General features: G+C 72.4%; 16 protein-coding genes. 4 read left to right on the top strand and 12 right to left on the bottom strand.

The window, feature by feature from the left end:
- Positions 1-23: 23 nt before the first annotated feature.
- The 6 genes from ABD875_RS10565 to ABD875_RS10590 form a co-directional block, all read right to left on the bottom strand.
- Positions 24-1,199, bottom strand: coding sequence for a hypothetical protein (locus ABD875_RS10565; RefSeq protein WP_345175171.1), 1,176 nt, complete (start codon positions 1,197-1,199; stop codon positions 24-26).
- A gap of 10 nt (positions 1,200-1,209) precedes the next feature.
- Positions 1,210-2,415: an acyl-CoA dehydrogenase family protein gene (locus tag ABD875_RS10570; protein ID WP_345175181.1), complete on the bottom strand. Its 1,206-nt coding sequence runs from the start codon at positions 2,413-2,415 to the stop codon at positions 1,210-1,212.
- A gap of 94 nt (positions 2,416-2,509) precedes the next feature.
- The gene (locus tag ABD875_RS10575) at positions 2,510-3,610 is read right to left on the bottom strand and encodes a Rho GTPase-activating protein (RefSeq protein WP_345175188.1); all 1,101 of its coding nucleotides are present in this window, start codon (positions 3,608-3,610) and stop codon (positions 2,510-2,512) included.
- A 52-nt stretch (positions 3,611-3,662) separates the two neighbouring features.
- Entirely contained in the window at positions 3,663-5,015 is a 1,353-nt protein-coding gene (locus tag ABD875_RS10580; RefSeq protein WP_345175216.1) for an endonuclease/exonuclease/phosphatase family protein, read from the bottom strand.
- A 140-nt stretch (positions 5,016-5,155) separates the two neighbouring features.
- Entirely contained in the window at positions 5,156-6,220 is a 1,065-nt protein-coding gene (locus ABD875_RS10585) for a hypothetical protein (protein ID WP_345175220.1), read from the bottom strand.
- A 25-nt stretch (positions 6,221-6,245) separates the two neighbouring features.
- Positions 6,246-7,271, bottom strand: a complete 1,026-nt coding sequence (locus tag ABD875_RS10590; RefSeq protein ID WP_345175237.1) for an endonuclease/exonuclease/phosphatase family protein — start codon at positions 7,269-7,271, stop codon at positions 6,246-6,248.
- A gap of 149 nt (positions 7,272-7,420) precedes the next feature.
- Between ABD875_RS10590 and ABD875_RS10595 the strand changes: the two genes are divergently transcribed.
- On the top strand, positions 7,421-8,464 hold the full coding sequence (locus tag ABD875_RS10595; RefSeq protein ID WP_345175244.1) for a glycosyltransferase family protein: 1,044 nt from the start codon (positions 7,421-7,423) through the stop codon (positions 8,462-8,464).
- Here the strand turns inward: ABD875_RS10595 and ABD875_RS10600 are convergent.
- From ABD875_RS10600 to ABD875_RS10625, 6 genes are all read right to left on the bottom strand, one after another.
- Positions 8,395-9,489 carry a hypothetical protein gene (locus tag ABD875_RS10600; protein ID WP_345175250.1) on the bottom strand — a complete coding sequence of 365 codons (1,095 nt, stop codon included), beginning with the start codon at positions 9,487-9,489 and terminating at the stop codon, positions 8,395-8,397. The two genes, ABD875_RS10595 and ABD875_RS10600, sit on opposite strands and share 70 nt — an antisense overlap.
- A complete protein-coding gene (locus ABD875_RS10605; RefSeq protein WP_345175260.1) occupies positions 9,489-9,701 on the bottom strand; it encodes a DUF6752 domain-containing protein in 213 nt (70 codons plus the stop codon). The genes ABD875_RS10600 and ABD875_RS10605 overlap by 1 nt, the downstream gene beginning before the upstream one ends.
- Positions 9,698-11,251 (bottom strand): class I SAM-dependent methyltransferase, encoded by a 1,554-nt coding sequence (locus ABD875_RS10610; RefSeq protein WP_345175269.1) that lies wholly within the window; start codon positions 11,249-11,251, stop codon positions 9,698-9,700. Before ABD875_RS10610 ends, ABD875_RS10605 begins: the two co-directional genes overlap by 4 nt.
- Positions 11,248-12,630 (bottom strand): phospholipase D-like domain-containing protein, encoded by a 1,383-nt coding sequence (locus ABD875_RS10615; RefSeq protein ID WP_345175276.1) that lies wholly within the window; start codon positions 12,628-12,630, stop codon positions 11,248-11,250. Before ABD875_RS10615 ends, ABD875_RS10610 begins: the two co-directional genes overlap by 4 nt.
- 88 nt (positions 12,631-12,718) lie before the next feature.
- Positions 12,719-13,126 carry a hypothetical protein gene (locus ABD875_RS10620; RefSeq protein WP_345175283.1) on the bottom strand — a complete coding sequence of 136 codons (408 nt, stop codon included), beginning with the start codon at positions 13,124-13,126 and terminating at the stop codon, positions 12,719-12,721.
- Positions 13,127-13,129: 3 nt separating this feature from the next.
- Positions 13,130-14,140, bottom strand: coding sequence for a hypothetical protein (locus ABD875_RS10625; RefSeq protein WP_345175290.1), 1,011 nt, complete (start codon positions 14,138-14,140; stop codon positions 13,130-13,132).
- 113 nt (positions 14,141-14,253) lie between these two features.
- Between ABD875_RS10625 and ABD875_RS10630 the strand changes: the two genes are divergently transcribed.
- Genes ABD875_RS10630 through ABD875_RS10640 form a run of 3 tightly spaced genes read left to right on the top strand, consistent with a single transcriptional unit; the run spans position 14,254 to position 17,257 of the window.
- Complete coding sequence (locus ABD875_RS10630) at positions 14,254-15,534, top strand: magnesium transporter MgtE N-terminal domain-containing protein (protein WP_345175317.1); 1,281 nt, start codon at positions 14,254-14,256, stop codon at positions 15,532-15,534.
- Positions 15,531-16,082 (top strand): DUF1003 domain-containing protein, encoded by a 552-nt coding sequence (locus ABD875_RS10635; RefSeq protein ID WP_345175338.1) that lies wholly within the window; start codon positions 15,531-15,533, stop codon positions 16,080-16,082. Before ABD875_RS10630 ends, ABD875_RS10635 begins: the two co-directional genes overlap by 4 nt.
- Positions 16,083-16,093: 11 nt before the next feature.
- Positions 16,094-17,257: an Mrp/NBP35 family ATP-binding protein gene (locus ABD875_RS10640; RefSeq protein ID WP_345175346.1), complete on the top strand. Its 1,164-nt coding sequence runs from the start codon at positions 16,094-16,096 to the stop codon at positions 17,255-17,257.
- Positions 17,258-17,260: the final 3 nt, after the last annotated feature.

A 17,260-nucleotide genomic window follows, 5' to 3' on the forward strand; every position in this document is an offset into this window, starting at 1 on the left:
ACGACCGCCCAGCCTAGGGGGCGCTACGTACGCCGCCGCCACCAGCGCCGGCGCTCGGCGGCCTCGGTGAGCCCGGCGACCTGGGCGGTGAGCAGCTCGTTCTCCGCCTCCAGCGCCTGGATCGCGGCCCGGTCGTCGCGCGCCCGGAGCAGCATCAGCGCGACCGCGTCGGACAGCCCGTCCAGCATCTCGGCCGCGGTCACCTCGTCGGGGGTGGGGGTGCCGGGCGCGGGGACCTCGGGCACCAGCTCGTCGAGGTCGCCGTACACCTGGTAGCCGCCGGTCCGCACCAGCTCGCTCCAGGAGCGGGCGACGCCGGTGAGCCGCTCGGCGACCGTCGCCGGCGCCACCGCCTTGCGCCCGCGCACCGTGCCCAGGATCGTCTGGGCGAACCAGCGCTTGGCCACGACCGAGTACCACGGCTGCTCCAGCCGGCCGTCCAGGGAGGTCAGCACCTGGCGCAGGAACGCGACCTGCGCGGCGCCGAGGGACTCGTTGCCCTGCGGCGCGGTGGCGGGGTCGATCAGGCCGGGCGGCAGGTCGATCGCGGTGGCGAAGCGGTTCCACAGACCGTCGGGGCCGGCACCGGCGCCCGGCGTGACCACGAGGTGGGTCCGCTCCGGCGGCGCCACCACAGCCCACCGGGCGAGCAGCGCCGCGAGGTCCTGGCCGCGCCAGAACACCGACGTCCCCTGGTCCTCGCCCTCCCCCGGCAGGTCGGCGATGACGGCGTCGGAGTACTCCGCGAACGAGTCGGGGTGTCCGTTCTTCACGCGCTCCTGCCACTGCGCGGTCACGACGCGGCCGAGGTTCCGCACGGTGACCACGAGGTGCACCTCGAAGTCCACGAGCCGCTCGGCGATCACCTCGACCTGCTGCGGGCTGGCCGCGCTGAAGATCTCGTGGCTGATCACCACACGGCCACCGAAGTTGCGCCCGCGCCTCAGCAGGTCGGCGAACGCGCCCTCGACCGCCTCCGCAGTCAGTCCCCACGCGGCCGGCTTGCCCGCCATCTCCAGGGCGGCGTGGAACATGCCCTCCTGGCGGACGTACGGGTAGATGTACCCGTTCTCCTTCAGCACCGACCGGTTGCCGCCGAGCAGCGACTGGAGGAACGTCGATCCACTCTTCGGTAGCCCGATGTGCAGGTAGAGCCGCGGGGGCGGCTCCTCTTCCGGGACCACCGCGGAGTCGGACACGGGAGAGAGCCTAGGACCCGGAGCCGCTCGCGTACTCCTTGAGCAGCGCGCGGCCGATGATCATCTTCTGGATGTCGGACGTGCCCTCGCCGATCAGCATGAACGCGGACTCGCGGTAGAGCCGCTCGATCTCGTACTCCTTGGAGTACCCGTAGCCCCCGTGGATCCGGAAGGAGTCCTGGACGACCTCGTTGCAGTACTCGGCCGCCAGCATCTTGGCCATGCCCGCCTCGACGTCGTTGCGCTCGCCGCGCTCCTTGGTGCGGGCCGCGCGGACCATCATCGAGTGCGCGGTCTCGACCTTGGTGGCCATCTCCGCGAGGCGGAACAGGATCGCCTGGTGCTCGGCGATCGGCTTGCCGAACGTCTCGCGCTGCTGCGCGTAGTCGATCGCCAGCTCGAAGGCGCGCAGCGCGATGCCGCAGGCGCGGGCGGCGACGTTCACGCGGCCGACCTCGACGCCGTCCATCATCTGGTAGAAGCCCTTGCCGGGCTCGCCGCCGAGGATCTGGTCGGCCGAGATCTGGTGGCCCTCGAAGACAGCCTCGGTGGTCTCGACGCCCTTGTAGCCCATCTTGTCGAGCTTGCCGGGGATGGTCAGGCCCGGCGCGGTCTCGCCGAAGCCGGGCTCCTTCTCCACCAGGAACGTCGTCATGTTCTTGTAGACCGAGTCCGAGCCCTCGTCGGTCTTCACCAGCAGCGCGATCAGCGTCGACGTGGCGCCGTTGGTCAGCCACATCTTCTGGCCGTCGATCGTGTAGTTGCCGTCGTCGCCCTTGACGGCCTTGGTCTTGATGGCGGCCACGTCGGAGCCCAGGCCCGGCTCGCTCATCGAGAACGAGCCGCGCACCTCGCCGGCGGCCATCAGCGGCAGGTACTTCTTCTTCTGCTCCTCGGTCCCGTGCTGCATCAGCATGTGGGCCACGATGAAGTGGGTGTTGATGACGCCGGAGACGCTCATCCAGCCGCGCGCGATCTCCTCGACGCACAGCGCGTAGGTCAGCAGCGACTCACCGAGGCCGTCGTACTCCTCGGGGATCATCAGGCCGAAGATGCCGAGCTCCTTGAGCCCGTCGACGATCTCCTGCGGGTACTCGTCCGCGTGCTCGAGCTCGGTCGCGACCGGCAGGATCTTCTCGTCGACGAAGCGGCGTACGGCCTTGAGGATCTCCTGCTGGTCCTCGGTGAGGCCGTCGGTCTGGGCGAGTCGAGGCATGGTGGAACCTTCCATCGGCGTGCAGGAACGCCAGGATGCTATCCGCCGGAGCGCGTCCTGAGACCTGCGCTACCGGTGACATGTGCCACGGGCGTTATTTACCCAGCTTGCGCTTGACCTTGGTCAGCAGACCATCCTCACCGACCCGGATCTCGCCGGTACGACGCTCCGCCTCGGCGGTCCCCCGGGCCGCGAGCATGCTGGCGATGGCGGTCACCGACGCGGCGGCGACGTCGCCCTCGCTGGGGCGGGTGCTGCCCTCGGCGAACGCCGCCTCGGTGCAGCGCAGGTCCTCCAGCGTGCCCTCGACGCGGTAGCCGCCCTGGGCGAGGTCGGCGACGTGACGCTCGGAGACCTCCTCGCACCAGGACCGGAACTTGGCGGGCACCAGGATCCGCTGCTTCTCCTGGGCGCCGAGGACCTGGGCGCCGAACTGGCGCTTCACGACGTCGCCGTACACGTAGCGCCGGTGCACCTCCTCCGGGAGCTCGGCGTTGACGCGGCGCAGCACCTCCGCCTGGACCAGGCCGAGGCTGGAGTTGCTGGGCCGGTCCTCCGGCTCCAGCCGGGTCGCGTCGACGTCGAGGACCCGGGCGAACCGCTGGAGCAGCAGGTCGGTCGGGCTCCCGGCGGGCGGGACGGTGATCACGTGCACGCGGTCGGCGGACAGGGCCGCCGCCCAGCGGGACGCGACCGTCGGCGGGTCGAGGTGGATCCACGGGGCCTTGGCCTTCCCGGCCCGCTCCAGCTCCTGCAGGCCGCGGAGGTAGGCGCCGAACCGGGTCGTGCCGCCGGCCTTGAGGTCCTCCTGCCACATCGACGGCAGCTGCCGGGCGAGGTCGCGGACCGTGATCACCGCGTGCACCTCCCGGTCACCGCAGGCGTCGAGCAGTCGGTCGATCTGCGCGGGGCCGGCCGCCGCCAGCGACTCCTGGCTGAAGACCGCACGCGACCCGGGAGCCTTGTCGAGCTGGTTGGTGAAGCGCTCGACCGTGGCCCGGTCCGACGCCTCGTCGCGGCGCGCCTCGTAGCGGTTGCGGATCACGACCATCAGCTCGAAGCACTCACGCTTCGACGGCGGGACCAGGTCCAGGCCCTGCGCCGCCAGCTGGGCGGTGCTGTTCAGCAGCGCGGCCTGGAGGTACGACGTCCCCGTCTTCTGCAGGCCGACGTGGACGTAGAGCCGGCGCGACATGGGGTCACTCCACTGCATCGCCGCCGCGCGGCGCAACTCGGCGGCTGCCGGGTCAGCTGATGGACTCCAGCAGCTGCTCGCCGTCCTCGAGCGCGATCGAGCCGACGCGCACCGTGACCTGCGACGGCGAGGACACGAGCGCCTTCCCGAGCTTGCGGGCGACGTCGAAGCGGGTGGTCCAGGACCCGGCCGTGTCGCTGACCATCATCAGCGTCCGCGGCAGGCCGGCGCTGGTCCACGAGCTGCGGCAGCTGGCGTTGCACCGGCGCACGGAGCTCCGCGTGTCACCGCTGTCGGCCACCGCCTTGGTCAGCCGCTTCTCGGTCGGCGTCGGCTCGGCGCTGGCGGTGATCACCCGCACGTGGACGCCACGGCCGAGCGCGAGGGCGAGCTGGCGGGAGACGGCCGGGAACTCCAGGCTGGCCGTGGCGAGTGCGATCTGGGCGCCCGGCTCGGCCGCCTGGATGCCCGCGAGCAGGGTGTTCAGCGCCGCGCGCCGCTCGGGGCGGGTGCCTGCGGGGTCGTTGCTGACGATCGTGGTGTCCGTCGGGGCGTCCACCGTCCAGGCGAACTCCGCGACGACCGCGTCGTGGTCGGACTTCAGCTCGATCGGGTAGTGGTTGACCGGCGGCAGCTCGTCGGCGTGGGTGCCGAAGACGTAGTCGATCGTGTAGCCGTGGTGGTCACCGGTCGAGAAGTGCGAGGCGAGGTTGTCGTACGTCGGGATCAGGCCGCTGCGCGACAGGATGTCGCGCGGGTAGCGCGGGCCGGTGTAGGCGACGTTGAAGTCACCGCCGACGAGGACCGGGCCGGCCGCCTCCAGCCGGTCGACGAGGAGCTCGAGCCGGGTCATCGAGCGGCGCAGCAGGTCGGGCATGCCCTTGGTGACCGGGGCGACGTGGACCGAGACGACCGACAGCACCCGGCCGTCGACGCCCTGGAACGTCACCCAGTTCGCCCAGCGCCGGCCGAGCTCGACGACCTTGCCCGGCGGCTTGCCGCGCCAGTTCGAGATCTTCCAGCTGCCCTGCGCGATCGGCGTCCACCGGTCCTCCCGCCAGGCGACCGGGGTCGCGGCGGTGAAGCGGTCGGTCATGTCGCGGTAGATGCCGTAGCCGTCGGGGGCCATCACGGCGTCGTTGCGGAACGGGACCTCGTTGTACGTCACGAAGTCCGGCTGCACCTTGAGCACCCGGCGCACGTCGGCCTGGAACCGCTCGGGGCTCAGGCCGGTGTAGATGTTGGCCTGGACCATCCGGAGGTCGCTGGCGGGCGGTACGCCGCCGGGATCGGACGAGACGGCGCCGGGGACGCGGTCGCCGGCACCCGCGGGGACCGGCGCGAGCGCCACCCCGGCGAGCGCGGTGAGCACGGCGGCACCGGCCGCGAACAGTCGTCTACGCATCGCCCGGACTCCTCGTGAGCTGCCAGTGGAACTGGGGGGAAGAAGGCCCTCCGGGCCAAGTCACACCAATCACAACATCCCCATGCGTCACTGACAACCGCTTCGAAATAACTACAACCGTGTAGTTCTCAGCGGGTCGTTCAGGCGCCGCTCCCGGCGCCCCCGGAGGCGCCCTTCTTGTGGATCCGGACCGCGAAGTCGGCCAGCGTCTTGATGGCCGACGCCGCCACCTCGGCCTCGTCGAGCTCGGGGATCGGGGCGGCCGCGTCCGGGCCGGGGACCAGCATCGCCGGGTCGCCGTGGATGGCGTAGCCCCGGGCGGTCACCTCCGCCATCCGCTGCTCGGCGAGCTCGCGGACCCAGCCGAGGTGCTCCGGCGGCAGTGTCAGCCGGGCGCTGGCCTGGCGGGCGAGCACCTTCTGCACGAGGGTCCGACGGATCGCCGGGAGGTAGTCGGCGCGGTAGTCGGGCAGCCGTTTGCCGAGCGCCAGGTTCAGCCGGCGCAGCACCTCGGCCTCGACGTACCCGAACGAGGCGTTGACGTCGAAGCCGGGGAGCGTGATCACCGCCGGGTCGTAGCCGACGACGGAGCCGAACGAGCGGAACACGTGGTCGGGATCCACGCGCATCGGCGGCACCGGGATCACGTTGACCCGGTCCGGCTCGAGGCCCGCGCCCCAGCGCGTGCAGATGTCGAGGACGTCCTGGCGCATCCAGTACTGCTCGGCGAACGCGCCGGACCGGTCGCGCACCTCGTCGAGGAACGTCGGGTAGTCGGTGGTCAGCCGGTGCTTGAGGAACTGCTGCCACTCCGATGGCAGCTGCTTGGCCCAGTCCCGCGCGGTCAGCACGACGTGCACGTCGAGTCCCGCGGCGTCGGCGACCTCGGAGAACGCCGTCACCTGCGCGGGCGTGCACTCGGCGAGGTCCTCGTTGCTGATCAGCAGCCGGTCCCCCGGCGTCGACCTCAGGACCTCGACCAGGCTCCTCACCCGGGGCAGGTCGACGTCGCGGGTGAAGCCGCGACCGCCCTCCCAGCCGAGCGGGCGCAGCAGCCGCTGGATGTGCTCCTGCCGACCGACGAACGGCACCCCGACCCCGGCCGCGGCCAGCGCGTCGACGGACTCCCAGAGGCCGTGCTGGAGCGCGGAGGTCCCGGTCTTGCTGGAGCCGACATGGACGAATACCGGACGTCGAGCACTCACGGGGCGAGGGTATCCATGCGCGGCCTCAGCCGATCTGGGCGGTGGCGCTGATGAAGAAGTGGTCGCTGATCTTGCTGGTGATCGGCGAGGTGTCGCGCCAGTAGCCGGACCAGGAGATCGAGCCGGCACCGGCGACCCAGTCGACCGGGATCGGGCTCGGGGGCGGCACGCAGCCGGAGGCGTAGCTGCCGCCGTTGGCGGCGGTCATGCCGGCCGCCGGGACGACGTTGCAGTAGAAGAGCTCGCGGTCGTTCATGTCGCCGGTGACCAGCACCGGCAGCCCGGTGGCCTTGAGCTGGTTGACGATGCCGACCAGCGCCTGCTGGCCCGAGCGCCGCTCGGTGGCGTACCGGCCACCGCCCGCGGACGGGTGGGTGTTGACGACGTAGAACTCGCGGCCGGTCGCGATGTCGCGCAGCTGCAGGATCGGCTGGGGGCGCGGGCGGCCCATGAACGTGATCGTGAACTTGCTGCCGCTGACGAACTGGAAGCGGGCGTCGTCGTACAGGATCGAGTTGTCGGTCTCGGCGCTCCCCCAGGCGGTGCCCGGGTACGCCGCCATCCCGGTGCGCGACTGCAGCGCGGCGAGCTGGTCGGTCTGGAGCTCCTGCGTGCCGACGATGTCGACGTCGTGCTTGGCGATCAGGCCGGCCGCCTTCGGCGAGCGCACCGAGGCGGGCGGGTAGCGGCGGCGGTCACCGCCGGGGGCGGTGTGCTGGCTGCCGAGCACGTTGAAGGTGCCGACCCGCACCGCGATCGGCTCCTGCGGCTCCTCGGAGCGCGCGATGCGACCGGCCGCGCGGGCCAGCGATCGGTCCCGGGCCTTCGCGCGCTTCTCGGCGAGCGCCTGCTGGCGCGCACGGATCTCGGCCTTGGTGGGCGGAGCCTTGACCAGCGTCTGGGCAGGCAGGACCGCGCCCGGGGTCGGGTCGTCGGCGCGGTTGGCCAGGTTGGCGGCGACCTGTCCGGCGAGGTCCTCCGAGGGCACCGACGGATCGAGGTCGACCAGCGACGCCCGAACCGCAGCGAAGAGCGAGAGTCCGAGAGTCACGACCAGGACCACTCCGAGGACCGTCCGGACGTGTCGCCCGCCCGGCGGCCGCTTGCGGAGCGCATGGCGGGGCACCGCAGGAGGTTAGCATTCGAGCGCGCCGCCGGCGCCTTCTTCGGCGCCGCCCGGACCGTCGCTACCCTTCGGCCATGATCCTGACGGCCTCGACGATCAAGGACTCCCCGGAGAACGTGCGGTTCTTCGTCTCCGCGAACCTGGCGTCCGGGGTCGACCACATGGTCGTGTTCCTGGACGCCCCCAAGGAGCCCGGGCAGCCCGAGGTCGCCGCGGAGCTGGCCGAGCACCCGCACGTCACCTGCATCCCGACCGGCCGCAAGTCGTGGTGGACCGACGGGCGCCCGCAGAGCCTGAACGTGCGCCAGCGGATCAACGCGAACGTCGTGCGCCGCGCCCTGGAGCCGTTCGCCTGGGCCGAGTGGCTCTTCCACATCGACGGCGACGAGGTCGCCCGGGTCGACCGCGAGGCGCTCGCCGCGGTCCCCGCCGGGACCGACGCGGTCCACCTGCCTCCCTGGGAGGCCGTGAGCCAGTGGAGCCAGCCGGAGCGCCCGACCCGCTTCAAGCGGCTTCTCGAGGACGCCGACCTCAACCTGCTGCAGGTCCTGGGCACGATCGGCGAGCCGACCAACCAGGCGTACTTCCACGGTCACGTGATGGGCAAGAGCGGCGTGCGCCCGGGCTCCGGCCTCGCGCTCACCCTGCACGAGGCGATCTCCGCGGACGGCGAGCGGCAGCCGCGGCACACGGACCCGCGGCTGAGCGTGCTGCACTACGACGCCCCGTCGGGCGAGGAGTTCGTGCGCAAGTGGACCGCGCTGGCCCAGGCAGGGCCGGCGCGCTACCGCCCCGACCGTGCCCCGGCGGCCAAGGCGCTGCGGGCGCTGGCGTCGAGCGACCTGCCCGAGGACGTCCGGGCGACGTACCTGCGCCGGATCTACGACCTCACGACCCGGGACGACGTGGAGACGCTCGCCGACCTCCGGCTGCTCGTCGAGCACGACCCCCTGCAGGCGGGCGCGACCCCGCGGCCGTTCCCGGCCGGCGCCGCCGAGGCGCTCGCGGCCCGGGTCGCCGAGCTCGCGGCCGGGCCGAAGGCCGGGTTCTACGTCGAGGAGTCGTCGCCGCCGCGCGAGCGGAACAAGCGGCTCAAGCGGCTCGTCGGCCGGTCCTGACGGGCCTGGGCGGCCTGCTTGAGCTCCCGGACGTCACCGAGCATCGTCGCGACCAGGTCGACGGCGACCGCCGCGACCTCGTCATCGGTGACCGACAGGGTGCTGCGCCGCGGCTCCAGGGTCTCCGGGACCAGCAGGTGGTCGAGCTCGCCGACCACGTCGAACGGCGTACGGCGCAGGTAGTCGACCGCCTCGACGGCCCGGCGGCGGCAGTCCTCGACCTGGTCCGGCTCGGGCCAGAACCGCTCCCCGCCGCGCGGCACCAGCCGCTCGTCGGCGAGGAAGGTGCGCAGGTAAACGCCCTTGTCGAAGGCCTTGTCGAAGCCGGTGAGCCGGCCGTTCACGCGACGTAGCGTCTCGGCCTCGGCCACGCCCATCGAGGTGTTCGGGAACGAGCCGGACAGGTCGATGCCCTCAGTGGCGAAGCCGACAGTGGCGGCGAAGCGGTGCCAGACGTCCTCGCGCGGGGCGCCCGGGTCGAGCACGAGGACGTGCACGCGCTCGGGCGGCACCGCCGCGGTCCAGCGCTCGAGCACCAGGCGCAGGTCGAGGGTGCGCCAGTTCCAGATGTCGGTGGGCCGGTCGGAGACCTCGCGGGCGTAGTCGGGCATCGGGGTGGTCGAGCCGTTCTTCAGGCTCTCCTGCCAGCTCGCGGTGAACAGGCCGAGCGGCTCGCGCGCGGTCACCACGAGGTGCACCTCGGTGGCGCCGAGCGCCTCGACGGCCGCGACCGCCTGCTCGGCGCTGGCGGCTGCGAAGAACTCGTGGCTGACCAGGCCGGTCCCCGAGGCGCTCGCGAGCTCCGCGCAGATCCGCGACCAGGCCGTGCGCTGGTGCTCGGGCGCGCGCTGGTGGCTGCGTTGCTCGCGGACCGTGCGGGAGGCCCACAGGTGGTCGCGGCGCTCCGCGCCCGGCACCACGATCCCCCGCTCGCGCAGCCGCTCGCGGTTGGACCAGATGATCGTCTGGAGGTAGGAGGTCGCAGTCTTCGGGAGCCCGATGTGGACGAAGGTGCGATCGACCACTACAGGCTCTCCTGGAAGCGGGCGATCGCCTTCTGCACGGCCTCGTCGTCGCGCGAGGCCATCGGCACGAGGAGCTCCTGGACGACGTCCACGATCTCCGCGAGCCGGACGTTGTGGCGGCGCATCTCGGCGACGTCGGCCTCGAGGTCCGCGACCCGCTGCTCGAGCCGTCGTACGGCGGCCCGGCTCGACCCCGGTCGCAGCGAACTCATGACCACTCCCCTACCACTCGGACGATCGGCCGGCCCTTGCGCTCCAGCTCCTGCACGTCGACCTGGGCGGCCCCGGCACCGCGCAGCAGCGTAGCGAACGCGTCGGTGTCGACCGTGCCGAGCACCCAGTCCGGCAGCCGGGCGTCGGTGCCGGTGTAGAACTCGGCGAGCAGCTGGCCGCCGTCGCGCAGCGCCATCGAGCACAGCCGGGCCAGCGACTCGCGGCCGAGCCCGGACGTGGCGTCGACGACGTGCCGGGCGAGCACGACGCGCGGTCGCGGCCGGCTCGCGAGGCGAGCGCCCTCCGACAGCACCGAGCGCCGGTCGGCGAGGTTCAGGTAGCGCACGTCGAGCGGCAGGTCCTCCCGCGCGGCGTGCTCGCGGGCGGGGGCGAGCCCGCGGACCGCGAAGTCGTACGCGGTGACGGTGTGCCCCTGCCTGGCCAGCCAGAGGCTGTCGGTCCCGCTGCCGGCGCCGACGTCGAGGATCTCCGCGTCGAGCCGGCGCGCGAGCTTCGCGGCCCGCTTCGCCAGGAGCGACGGCTTCTTGACCGCGGACCGAGCGGAGGCCTGGGCGGCCTTGCGGTCCCAGTGCCGCAGACCCGGCTGGACACCGCGGAACCAGTCGTCGAACGCGCGGATCGTGCGCTCGGGCGTCGTGAACTTGAACGCCGGGTCGGGCGTGCGCCAGCCCGGGCCGTACGTCGCCTCGAGCAGCTTCTCCGGTCGCGCCGGGACCGGCACCGCGCGACCCTCCAGCTCGGCGGTCCCGAGCGGGTGGATCCACTCGCGCTCGAACGGCGTGCCGATCTCGCCCATGAGGTACAGCCGCCCGGCGTCGAGGAAGCCGCCGAACACGTCGAGGCCGCGGCGCACGTCGGCCTCGGTGACGTAGATCTTGAACGAGGCCCCGCTGTAGCGCGAGATCTCCCAGCCGTCGCGGGCCAGCCGACGCTGCACCTCGAAGGACTCCCGCGCGACGTCGACGGGGTTCGAGTACCTGCTGACGTAGCCCAGGTCGGCGTCGGAGTCGTGACCGAGGACCTTGCCCTCGCGGACCGCTCCGAGCAGCGTGCCGTACGCGACGAACGGCTCCACGCCGGCCGAGCGCAGCGCCGCGAGCACCGACTCCGTCGCGTCCAGGAGCGCGGAGATGTCGCGGTCGGACCGCCCGGCGAAGGTCGGCACGAGCCGGCCGGACTTGTCGATGCCGAGGTCGACACCCTTCTTGTTCCGGACCCGGATCTCGCCCTCGCCGCCGCCGAGCGCGACGTCGCGGTCGAAGTACGTCGCCCCCGTCGCGGAGTCGACGACGCTGATGCGCGCGCGGCCGTCGAGGTGGCGGCGCAGCGGCGCGGGCCACGGCGCGGTGCGGATCGGCCACGGTCCGCGGTCCAGCGGGAACGCGGCCGGGACGGTGTCGCGGTGGGTCCAGAACGTCCAGACCCGCCGGCCGTCGATGCGGACGTCGACCGGGCGGTCGGTCACCGTCACGACGGAGAAGCCGTTGTCGTCGGCGCTACGCACCCAGACCGGACGCGCCACGGTCACCCCAGGTCGAGGTTGGCGTAGGGGTCGACCCCGCTCAGGGAGTACGGCGTGCCGTCCTCGAACACGGCGTTCTCGCCCGTGCCGAACACCAGGTCGTCGGGGCCGGCGACCCGGGTCGTCGGCGCGCGGCGCGCGGCCAGGTCCGTCGTCGTGTCGTTCGTGTTGTCCTGCGGCGGCTTGGGGAAGTTCGTGTACCAGTAGTTGATGTGCTCCTGGTACTGCAGCGTGCGGTGCTTGCTCCAGTAGATGCCGAGGTTCTCGTCGCTGTTGCGAGCCAGGCTCGACCAGTTCGCGGAGCCGTTGAGCACGACGTAGCCCGACCGGTCCCCGCGCACGTTGCCGACGACCGTCATCGCCTTCAGGTGGAAGTAGTTGTCGAACTCGCCGTCCTCGTCGAAGTCCTGCGTCAGGTGCTTCATCGGGATGGGGCCGCGACCGGCCGGCGAGCGCAGCACCCGGCCGACGTCGATGCCGATGACCGTGTAGCCGATCTTGATGTCACACCCGCGGTCCCAGAGCTGGCGGACCTTCCTGGCCAGGGCGAGGCCACGCGCCTGCCGGATGACGTCGGGCGCCATCCGGATGATGGTGCGACCACCCGGCGTGTTGGTCGCCTCCCAGCACTTCACCTTGTTGAGCAGGTCCATGACCGGGTCCCGCTGCGCGGCGATCGGGAACATCATCAGCCGGAAGCCCTTGAAGTCGCGGGAGGCGAACGGGCGCTTGGCCTTCCTGTCCTTCGCGGCCTCGCGGAAGATCCGGTCGTAGAACCGCCACACCGAGCGGGTGCGGGTGTGGGTGTAGATGTCGTTCCACTGGTTGTTGGTCGAGGCGAGCGTGAAGTTCGCCGAGCCCTGCATCACCACGCGCCGGACGTCGCCGACCTTGGAGAACATGAAGAGCTTGGCGTGCGCCGCGCCACCCGGGCCGCGGCAGGAGTGGTCGCAGGTCCGCGCCCAGCTGCGCACACCCTTCGGAGCGTGGTCGTTGCCCTGGCGCAGCTCGTAGCGGAGCCGGCGGAACGGCCCGTTCGGGAAGTCCTCTTCGTTGTTCGTGGCGTCCATGAGGACCTGGACCTGCACCCCGCGCCGTTGCGCGGCCAGCAGCGCGTCGGTGCCGGCCCGGGTCAGGAAGTTCCAGGACAGGATCTTGATGTCGCTACCGCGCGCGGAGGAGTTGATGGACCGGATGATCTTGTGGAAGATCGCCCGCCGCGCGTTGGTGTCGCCCAGCGGGCTGTTGAAGGTCGGGCCCGGCTTCGGCGTGTAGCGGTCCGGCGCGGCGGCACGTGCGGCCAGCGGCGCGGCGGCCGATGCCACCGGGGCGGCCAGGTCGAACGTCGTCGGGACCGCGGCCGCCTGAGACCCCAGCGAGGGCATCACGAGACACGAGACAGCGACGAGCAGCGCAAGGAATCGGGCCACGCCGGATCTCCCTCTCAACGGTCCTGGATGGTCGTGCGAGCGCTCAGGCGCGGCATCGCAGTGCGGCAGCACGGTACTCCGAGTCCTCGATCAACGGCGCATCGGCGGCGTGGACCAGGCCTCCCGGTACGGCGTAGAACCGGTCGTCGTAGCGGATGATCCGCTGCCCCGACGAGCAGGCCAGCGGGTCCGCGGGGACGTACGTCCCGGTGCCGTCGGCGCACCCCTTGTACCCCCGCGGCAGCGTGGCCCGGTCCTTCCAGACCAGCGCGCACGGGAGCGTCCCCGCGGGCAGCGGCTCGGCGCTCTCGGACCCACCCGGGGAGCCGGTCGTGGAGTCGGAAGCGGCGTCGGGCGAGGTGTTCGCGGTGTCACCGCCGGCATCGCTGCCGCAACCGGCTGCGAGCACGGCGACGACCGCGACGATCGCGGGCACCCAACGCCGGAGCATGACTCATCGTAACTGCGCGGCCAATGCCCGGATCACGCTCGCGGGGTCCTCGGGGAGCGCGACGTCGTCGGGGCGCGGGTCACCGGGCCCGCCGAGCACCGGCGCGAGGTCCGCCGGGTCGCCGTGCACGGCGACGCCGTCCTGCTCCACCTGCGCGAGCCAGGCAGCGGTGGCGGCGCCGAGCACCTCCGCCAGGTCGTGCGGCGCGACCGGCCGCGGACCCGGGCGCGTGGCGAGCTCGCCCTCGGCGTACCCGCGCTTGACGACCCGGAGGTACTCGCCGCGCTCCACCCGGCCGACGAGCCCCGCGTTGACGGCGCGCAGCAGCGCGATCTCGGCCGTGCCGAGCGAGGGGTTGGCGGGCGCCTGGTCGGTGGGGTCCAGCACCCCCGGGTCGATCCCGGCAGCGGCGGCGAAGCGCCGCCACAGCTCGGCGGGGTCGGCGCCGGGTCGGGGCAGCGTGACGAGGTGGGCGTGGCCGGTGGACCAGCGCCGGAGGCAGGCGGCGAAGTCCTGGGCGTGCCAGAAGTGCGGCCGGTCGCCGCCGCCGGTGTCGGCGCGCAGCTGGGTGGCCTCGAACTCGGCGAAGGAGTACGTCGCGCCGAGCTTGACCTCCTCCTGCCAGTGCGCGACCGACTGCCGGCCGAGGTCGCGGGCCGTCACCACGACGTGCACCTCGAGCCCGGCGAGCGGCTCGAGCGCCGCCCGGACCTCGTCGGGGCTCGCGCCCGCCAGCACCTCGTGGCTGATGATCGTGGTGCCCTCGAAGCTGCGGGCCCGCGCGCAGAGGGCGGCCCAGGTCCCGGCGACGTCGTCGGCGCTCAGGCCGAACTTGGCGTGGCTGCCGCGGACCTCGACAGCGCCGTGGAACTGCGCCCCGGGGCGGAGGAACGGGTAGAGGATCCCGGCCGCCCGCAGCCGGTCGCGGTTCGCCGCGAGCAGCCCCTGGAGGTACGTCGTCCCGCTCTTGGGCAGGCCGACGTGCAACACGACGCGTTGCTGGGTGCTCGACACGACGCACATGCTCCCACCAGAGCGGTAGCGTTACCGCACGTGAGCCTGACCCCACGAAAGCGCGAGTCTCCCCCGCTCCGCTCCTCCACCTCACGCTTCCGCGGGGACCCCAGATGAGCACCGCCCCCGCGCGCGTCTTCGTGGCCCGCCTGGTCGGCCTCCCGATCTTCGATCCGGTGGGCGAGCAGGTCGGCAAGGTCCGCGACCTCGTCGTGGCCGTGCGCACGGAGGTGCACCAGCCGCGGGTGCTCGGCATGGTGGCCGAGGTGTTCGGCCGCCGGCGGATCTTCGTCCCGATGACGCGGGTGACCAACATCGACAGTGGCCAGGTGTACACGACCGGGCTGCTGAACATGCGCCGGTTCGAGCAGCGCCCGAGCGAGACGCTGGTGATCGGGCAGATGCTCGACCGCACCGTGCGGATCCCGAGCACCGGCGTGACCGGGACCGTCTACGACGTCGGCATCGAGCAGGCCCGCAACCGGGACTGGGTGGTCAGCCGGGTGGCGGTCAAGGAGCACGCCAGCAAGGGACTGCGCCGGCGCAGCAACCGCGGACAGACCCACGTCGTGGAGTGGCGCGACGTCGAGGGCCTGAGCCGGCGCGAGGAGGCGCAGGGCGCGACCCACCTGATCGCGGCCCTCAACGAGATGCGGCCCGCCGACGCGGCGAACATGATCCACGACCTCCCGCCCGAGCGGCGCAGCGCCGTGGTGGCCGCGCTCGACGACGAGCGGCTCGCCGACGTGCTCGAGGAGCTCTCGGAGGAGGACCAGGTCGAGATCCTCGCGAACCTCGACTCCGAGCGCGCCGCCGACGTGCTCGAGGAGATGTCGCCCGACGACGCGGCGGACCTGATCGCCGACCTGCCGCCGGAGACCGCGGCGACGCTGCTCGAGCTGATGGAGCCCGAGGAGGCCGAGGACGTCCGGCGGCTGATGTCGTACGCCGAGGAGACCGCGGGCGCGATGATGACGCCGGAGCCGGTGATCCTCGGCCCGGACGCGACCGTCGCCGACGCGCTCGCCCACGTCCGCAACCCGGAGCTGACCCCGGCGCTGGCCGCGCTGGTCTACGTCTGCCGGCCGCCACTCGAGACGCCGACCGGCAAGTTCCTCGGCGTCGCGCACATCCAGCGGCTGCTGCGCGAGCCACCGTCGTCGCTCGTGGCGGGTGCGCTGGACGACACGATGGCGTCGCTGCGTCCCGAGGCCTCGATCGACGGGGTGGCGGCGCACCTGGCGACGTACAACCTCGTCGCCGCCCCCGTCGTGGACGAGAACGGCCACCTGCTCGGCGCCGTGACCGTCGACGACCTGCTCGACCACATGCTCCCCGAGGGATGGCGCGACCGCGCCCGGCCGGGTGACGACCGGGAGGAGGTGACCGGATGACCGAGCCTCGCGGCGCGCGGTTGGACACGCCCAAGGACCTGCGCCGACAGCCCCTGCTGCGGCGGCCGGCGTACGACTCCGACGCGTTCGGCAGCTTCGCCGAGGGCTTCGCGCGCTACATGGGCACCGCACGGTTCCTCATCTGGATGACCGCGGTCGTCGTGATGTGGGTGCTGTGGAACTCCCTGGCGCCCGAGGAGGTGCGCTTCGACGACTACCCGTTCATCTTCCTCACGCTCGCGCTCAGCCTGCAGGCGTCGTACGCCGCGCCGCTGATCCTGCTCGCGCAGAACCGCCAGGAGCAGCGCGACAAGGTCATCGCCGAGCAGGACCGGCAGGCCAACGCCCGCGCACATGCCGACATGGAGTTCCTGGCCCGCGAGGTGGCGTCGCTGCGGATGGCCGTCGGCGAGGTGGCGACCCGCGACTTCCTCCGCTCGGAGCTGCGCTCGCTGCTGCAGGACATCGAGGAGCGGGCCGAGGAGCGCGCCCGCGAGAGTGCGCAGGGTCACGCCACCGAGGCGGAAGTCGAGCCACCCACCACCTAGACTCGGTCATCATGAGCACCCCCACTCTCGAGCAGGTCAACGCCGCTCTCGCGACCGTCAACGACCCCGAGATCAAGCGTCCGATCACCGACCTCGGCATGGTCGAGTCCGTCGAGGTCGACGACGCCGGGGTGGTGCACGTGACCGTGCTGCTGACGGTGGCCGGTTGCCCGATGAAGGACACCATCAACCGCGACGTCTCCGCCGCCGTCGGCGGTGTCGCCGGGGTGACCGGCGTCGACCTGCAGCTCGGCGTGATGACCGCCGAGCAGCGCTCCGGGCTGCAGGAGCTCCTGCGCGGCGGCCAGGCCCAGCGCGAGATCCCGTTCGCCCAGCCCGGCTCCCTGACCAAGGTGTTCGCCATCGCCAGCGGCAAGGGCGGTGTCGGCAAGTCGTCGGTCACCGTCAACCTCGCGCTCGCGATGGCCAAGCAGGGCCTGCGGGTCGGCATCGTCGACGCCGACATCTACGGCCACTCGGTCCCGGCGATGCTCGGCGTCGCCGACAGCCGCCCCACCCAGGTCGACGACCTGATCATGCCGGTGCCGACGGCCAGCGGCGTCTCGGTGATCTCGATCGGCATGCTCAAGCCGCGCCGCGACCAGGTCGTCGCGTGGCGCGGCCCGATGCTCGACCGGGCGCTCGTGCAGATGCTCGCCGACGTCTACTGGGGCGACCTGGACGTGCTCCTCCTCGACCTGCCGCCGGGCACCGGCGACGTGGCGATCTCCCTCGGCCAGCACCTGCCCGGCGCCGAGGTCGTCGTGGTGACGACCCCGCAGGAGGCCGCGGCCGAGGTCGCGGAGCGCGCCGGCACGATGGCCTCGATGATGCACCAGCGCGTCGTGGGCGTCGTCGAGAACATGAGCTACCTCGCCTGCCCGCACTGCGCGGAGACCGGCACCGAGCACCGCCTCGAGATCTTCGGCTCCGGCGGCGGCGACCGGGTCGCCGCGACCCTGTCGGCTCGGTTCGGGTACGACGTGCCCGTGCTCGGCCAGGTCCCGCTCGACATCTCGCTGCGCGAGGGCGGTGACGCCGGCAAGCCGATCGTCGACTCCGACCCGACCGCCCCGGGCGCCACGGTGCTCACCGAGATCGCCACGAAGCTCGCCGGCCGCGGCCGCGGACTGGCGGGGATGCAGCTCGGCCTGACGCCGACCAGTAAGTTCTGACGC

This window comes from Nocardioides caricicola (assembly GCF_039541135.1).
GTDB lineage: Bacteria > Actinomycetota > Actinomycetes > Propionibacteriales > Nocardioidaceae > Nocardioides > Nocardioides caricicola.

What these genes read in the sequence shown, in the direction of transcription:
- ABD875_RS10575 (WP_345175188.1), bottom strand. Translation starts at nt 3,610, where the DNA reads ATGTCGCGCCGGCTCTACGTCCACGTCGGCCTGCAGAAGACGGGGACG.
- ABD875_RS10635 (WP_345175338.1), top strand. Translation starts at nt 15,531, where the DNA reads ATGACCGAGCCTCGCGGCGCGCGGTTGGACACGCCCAAGGACCTGCGC.
- ABD875_RS10620 (WP_345175283.1), bottom strand. Translation starts at nt 13,126, where the DNA reads ATGCTCCGGCGTTGGGTGCCCGCGATCGTCGCGGTCGTCGCCGTGCTC.
- ABD875_RS10580 (WP_345175216.1), bottom strand. Translation starts at nt 5,015, where the DNA reads ATGCGTAGACGACTGTTCGCGGCCGGTGCCGCCGTGCTCACCGCGCTC.
- ABD875_RS10605 (WP_345175260.1), bottom strand. Translation starts at nt 9,701, where the DNA reads ATGAGTTCGCTGCGACCGGGGTCGAGCCGGGCCGCCGTACGACGGCTC.
- ABD875_RS10595 (WP_345175244.1), top strand. Translation starts at nt 7,421, where the DNA reads ATGATCCTGACGGCCTCGACGATCAAGGACTCCCCGGAGAACGTGCGG.
- ABD875_RS10570 (WP_345175181.1), bottom strand. Translation starts at nt 2,415, where the DNA reads ATGCCTCGACTCGCCCAGACCGACGGCCTCACCGAGGACCAGCAGGAG.
- ABD875_RS10615 (WP_345175276.1), bottom strand. Translation starts at nt 12,630, where the DNA reads ATGCCCTCGCTGGGGTCTCAGGCGGCCGCGGTCCCGACGACGTTCGAC.
- ABD875_RS10640 (WP_345175346.1), top strand. Translation starts at nt 16,094, where the DNA reads ATGAGCACCCCCACTCTCGAGCAGGTCAACGCCGCTCTCGCGACCGTC.
- ABD875_RS10630 (WP_345175317.1), top strand. Translation starts at nt 14,254, where the DNA reads ATGAGCACCGCCCCCGCGCGCGTCTTCGTGGCCCGCCTGGTCGGCCTC.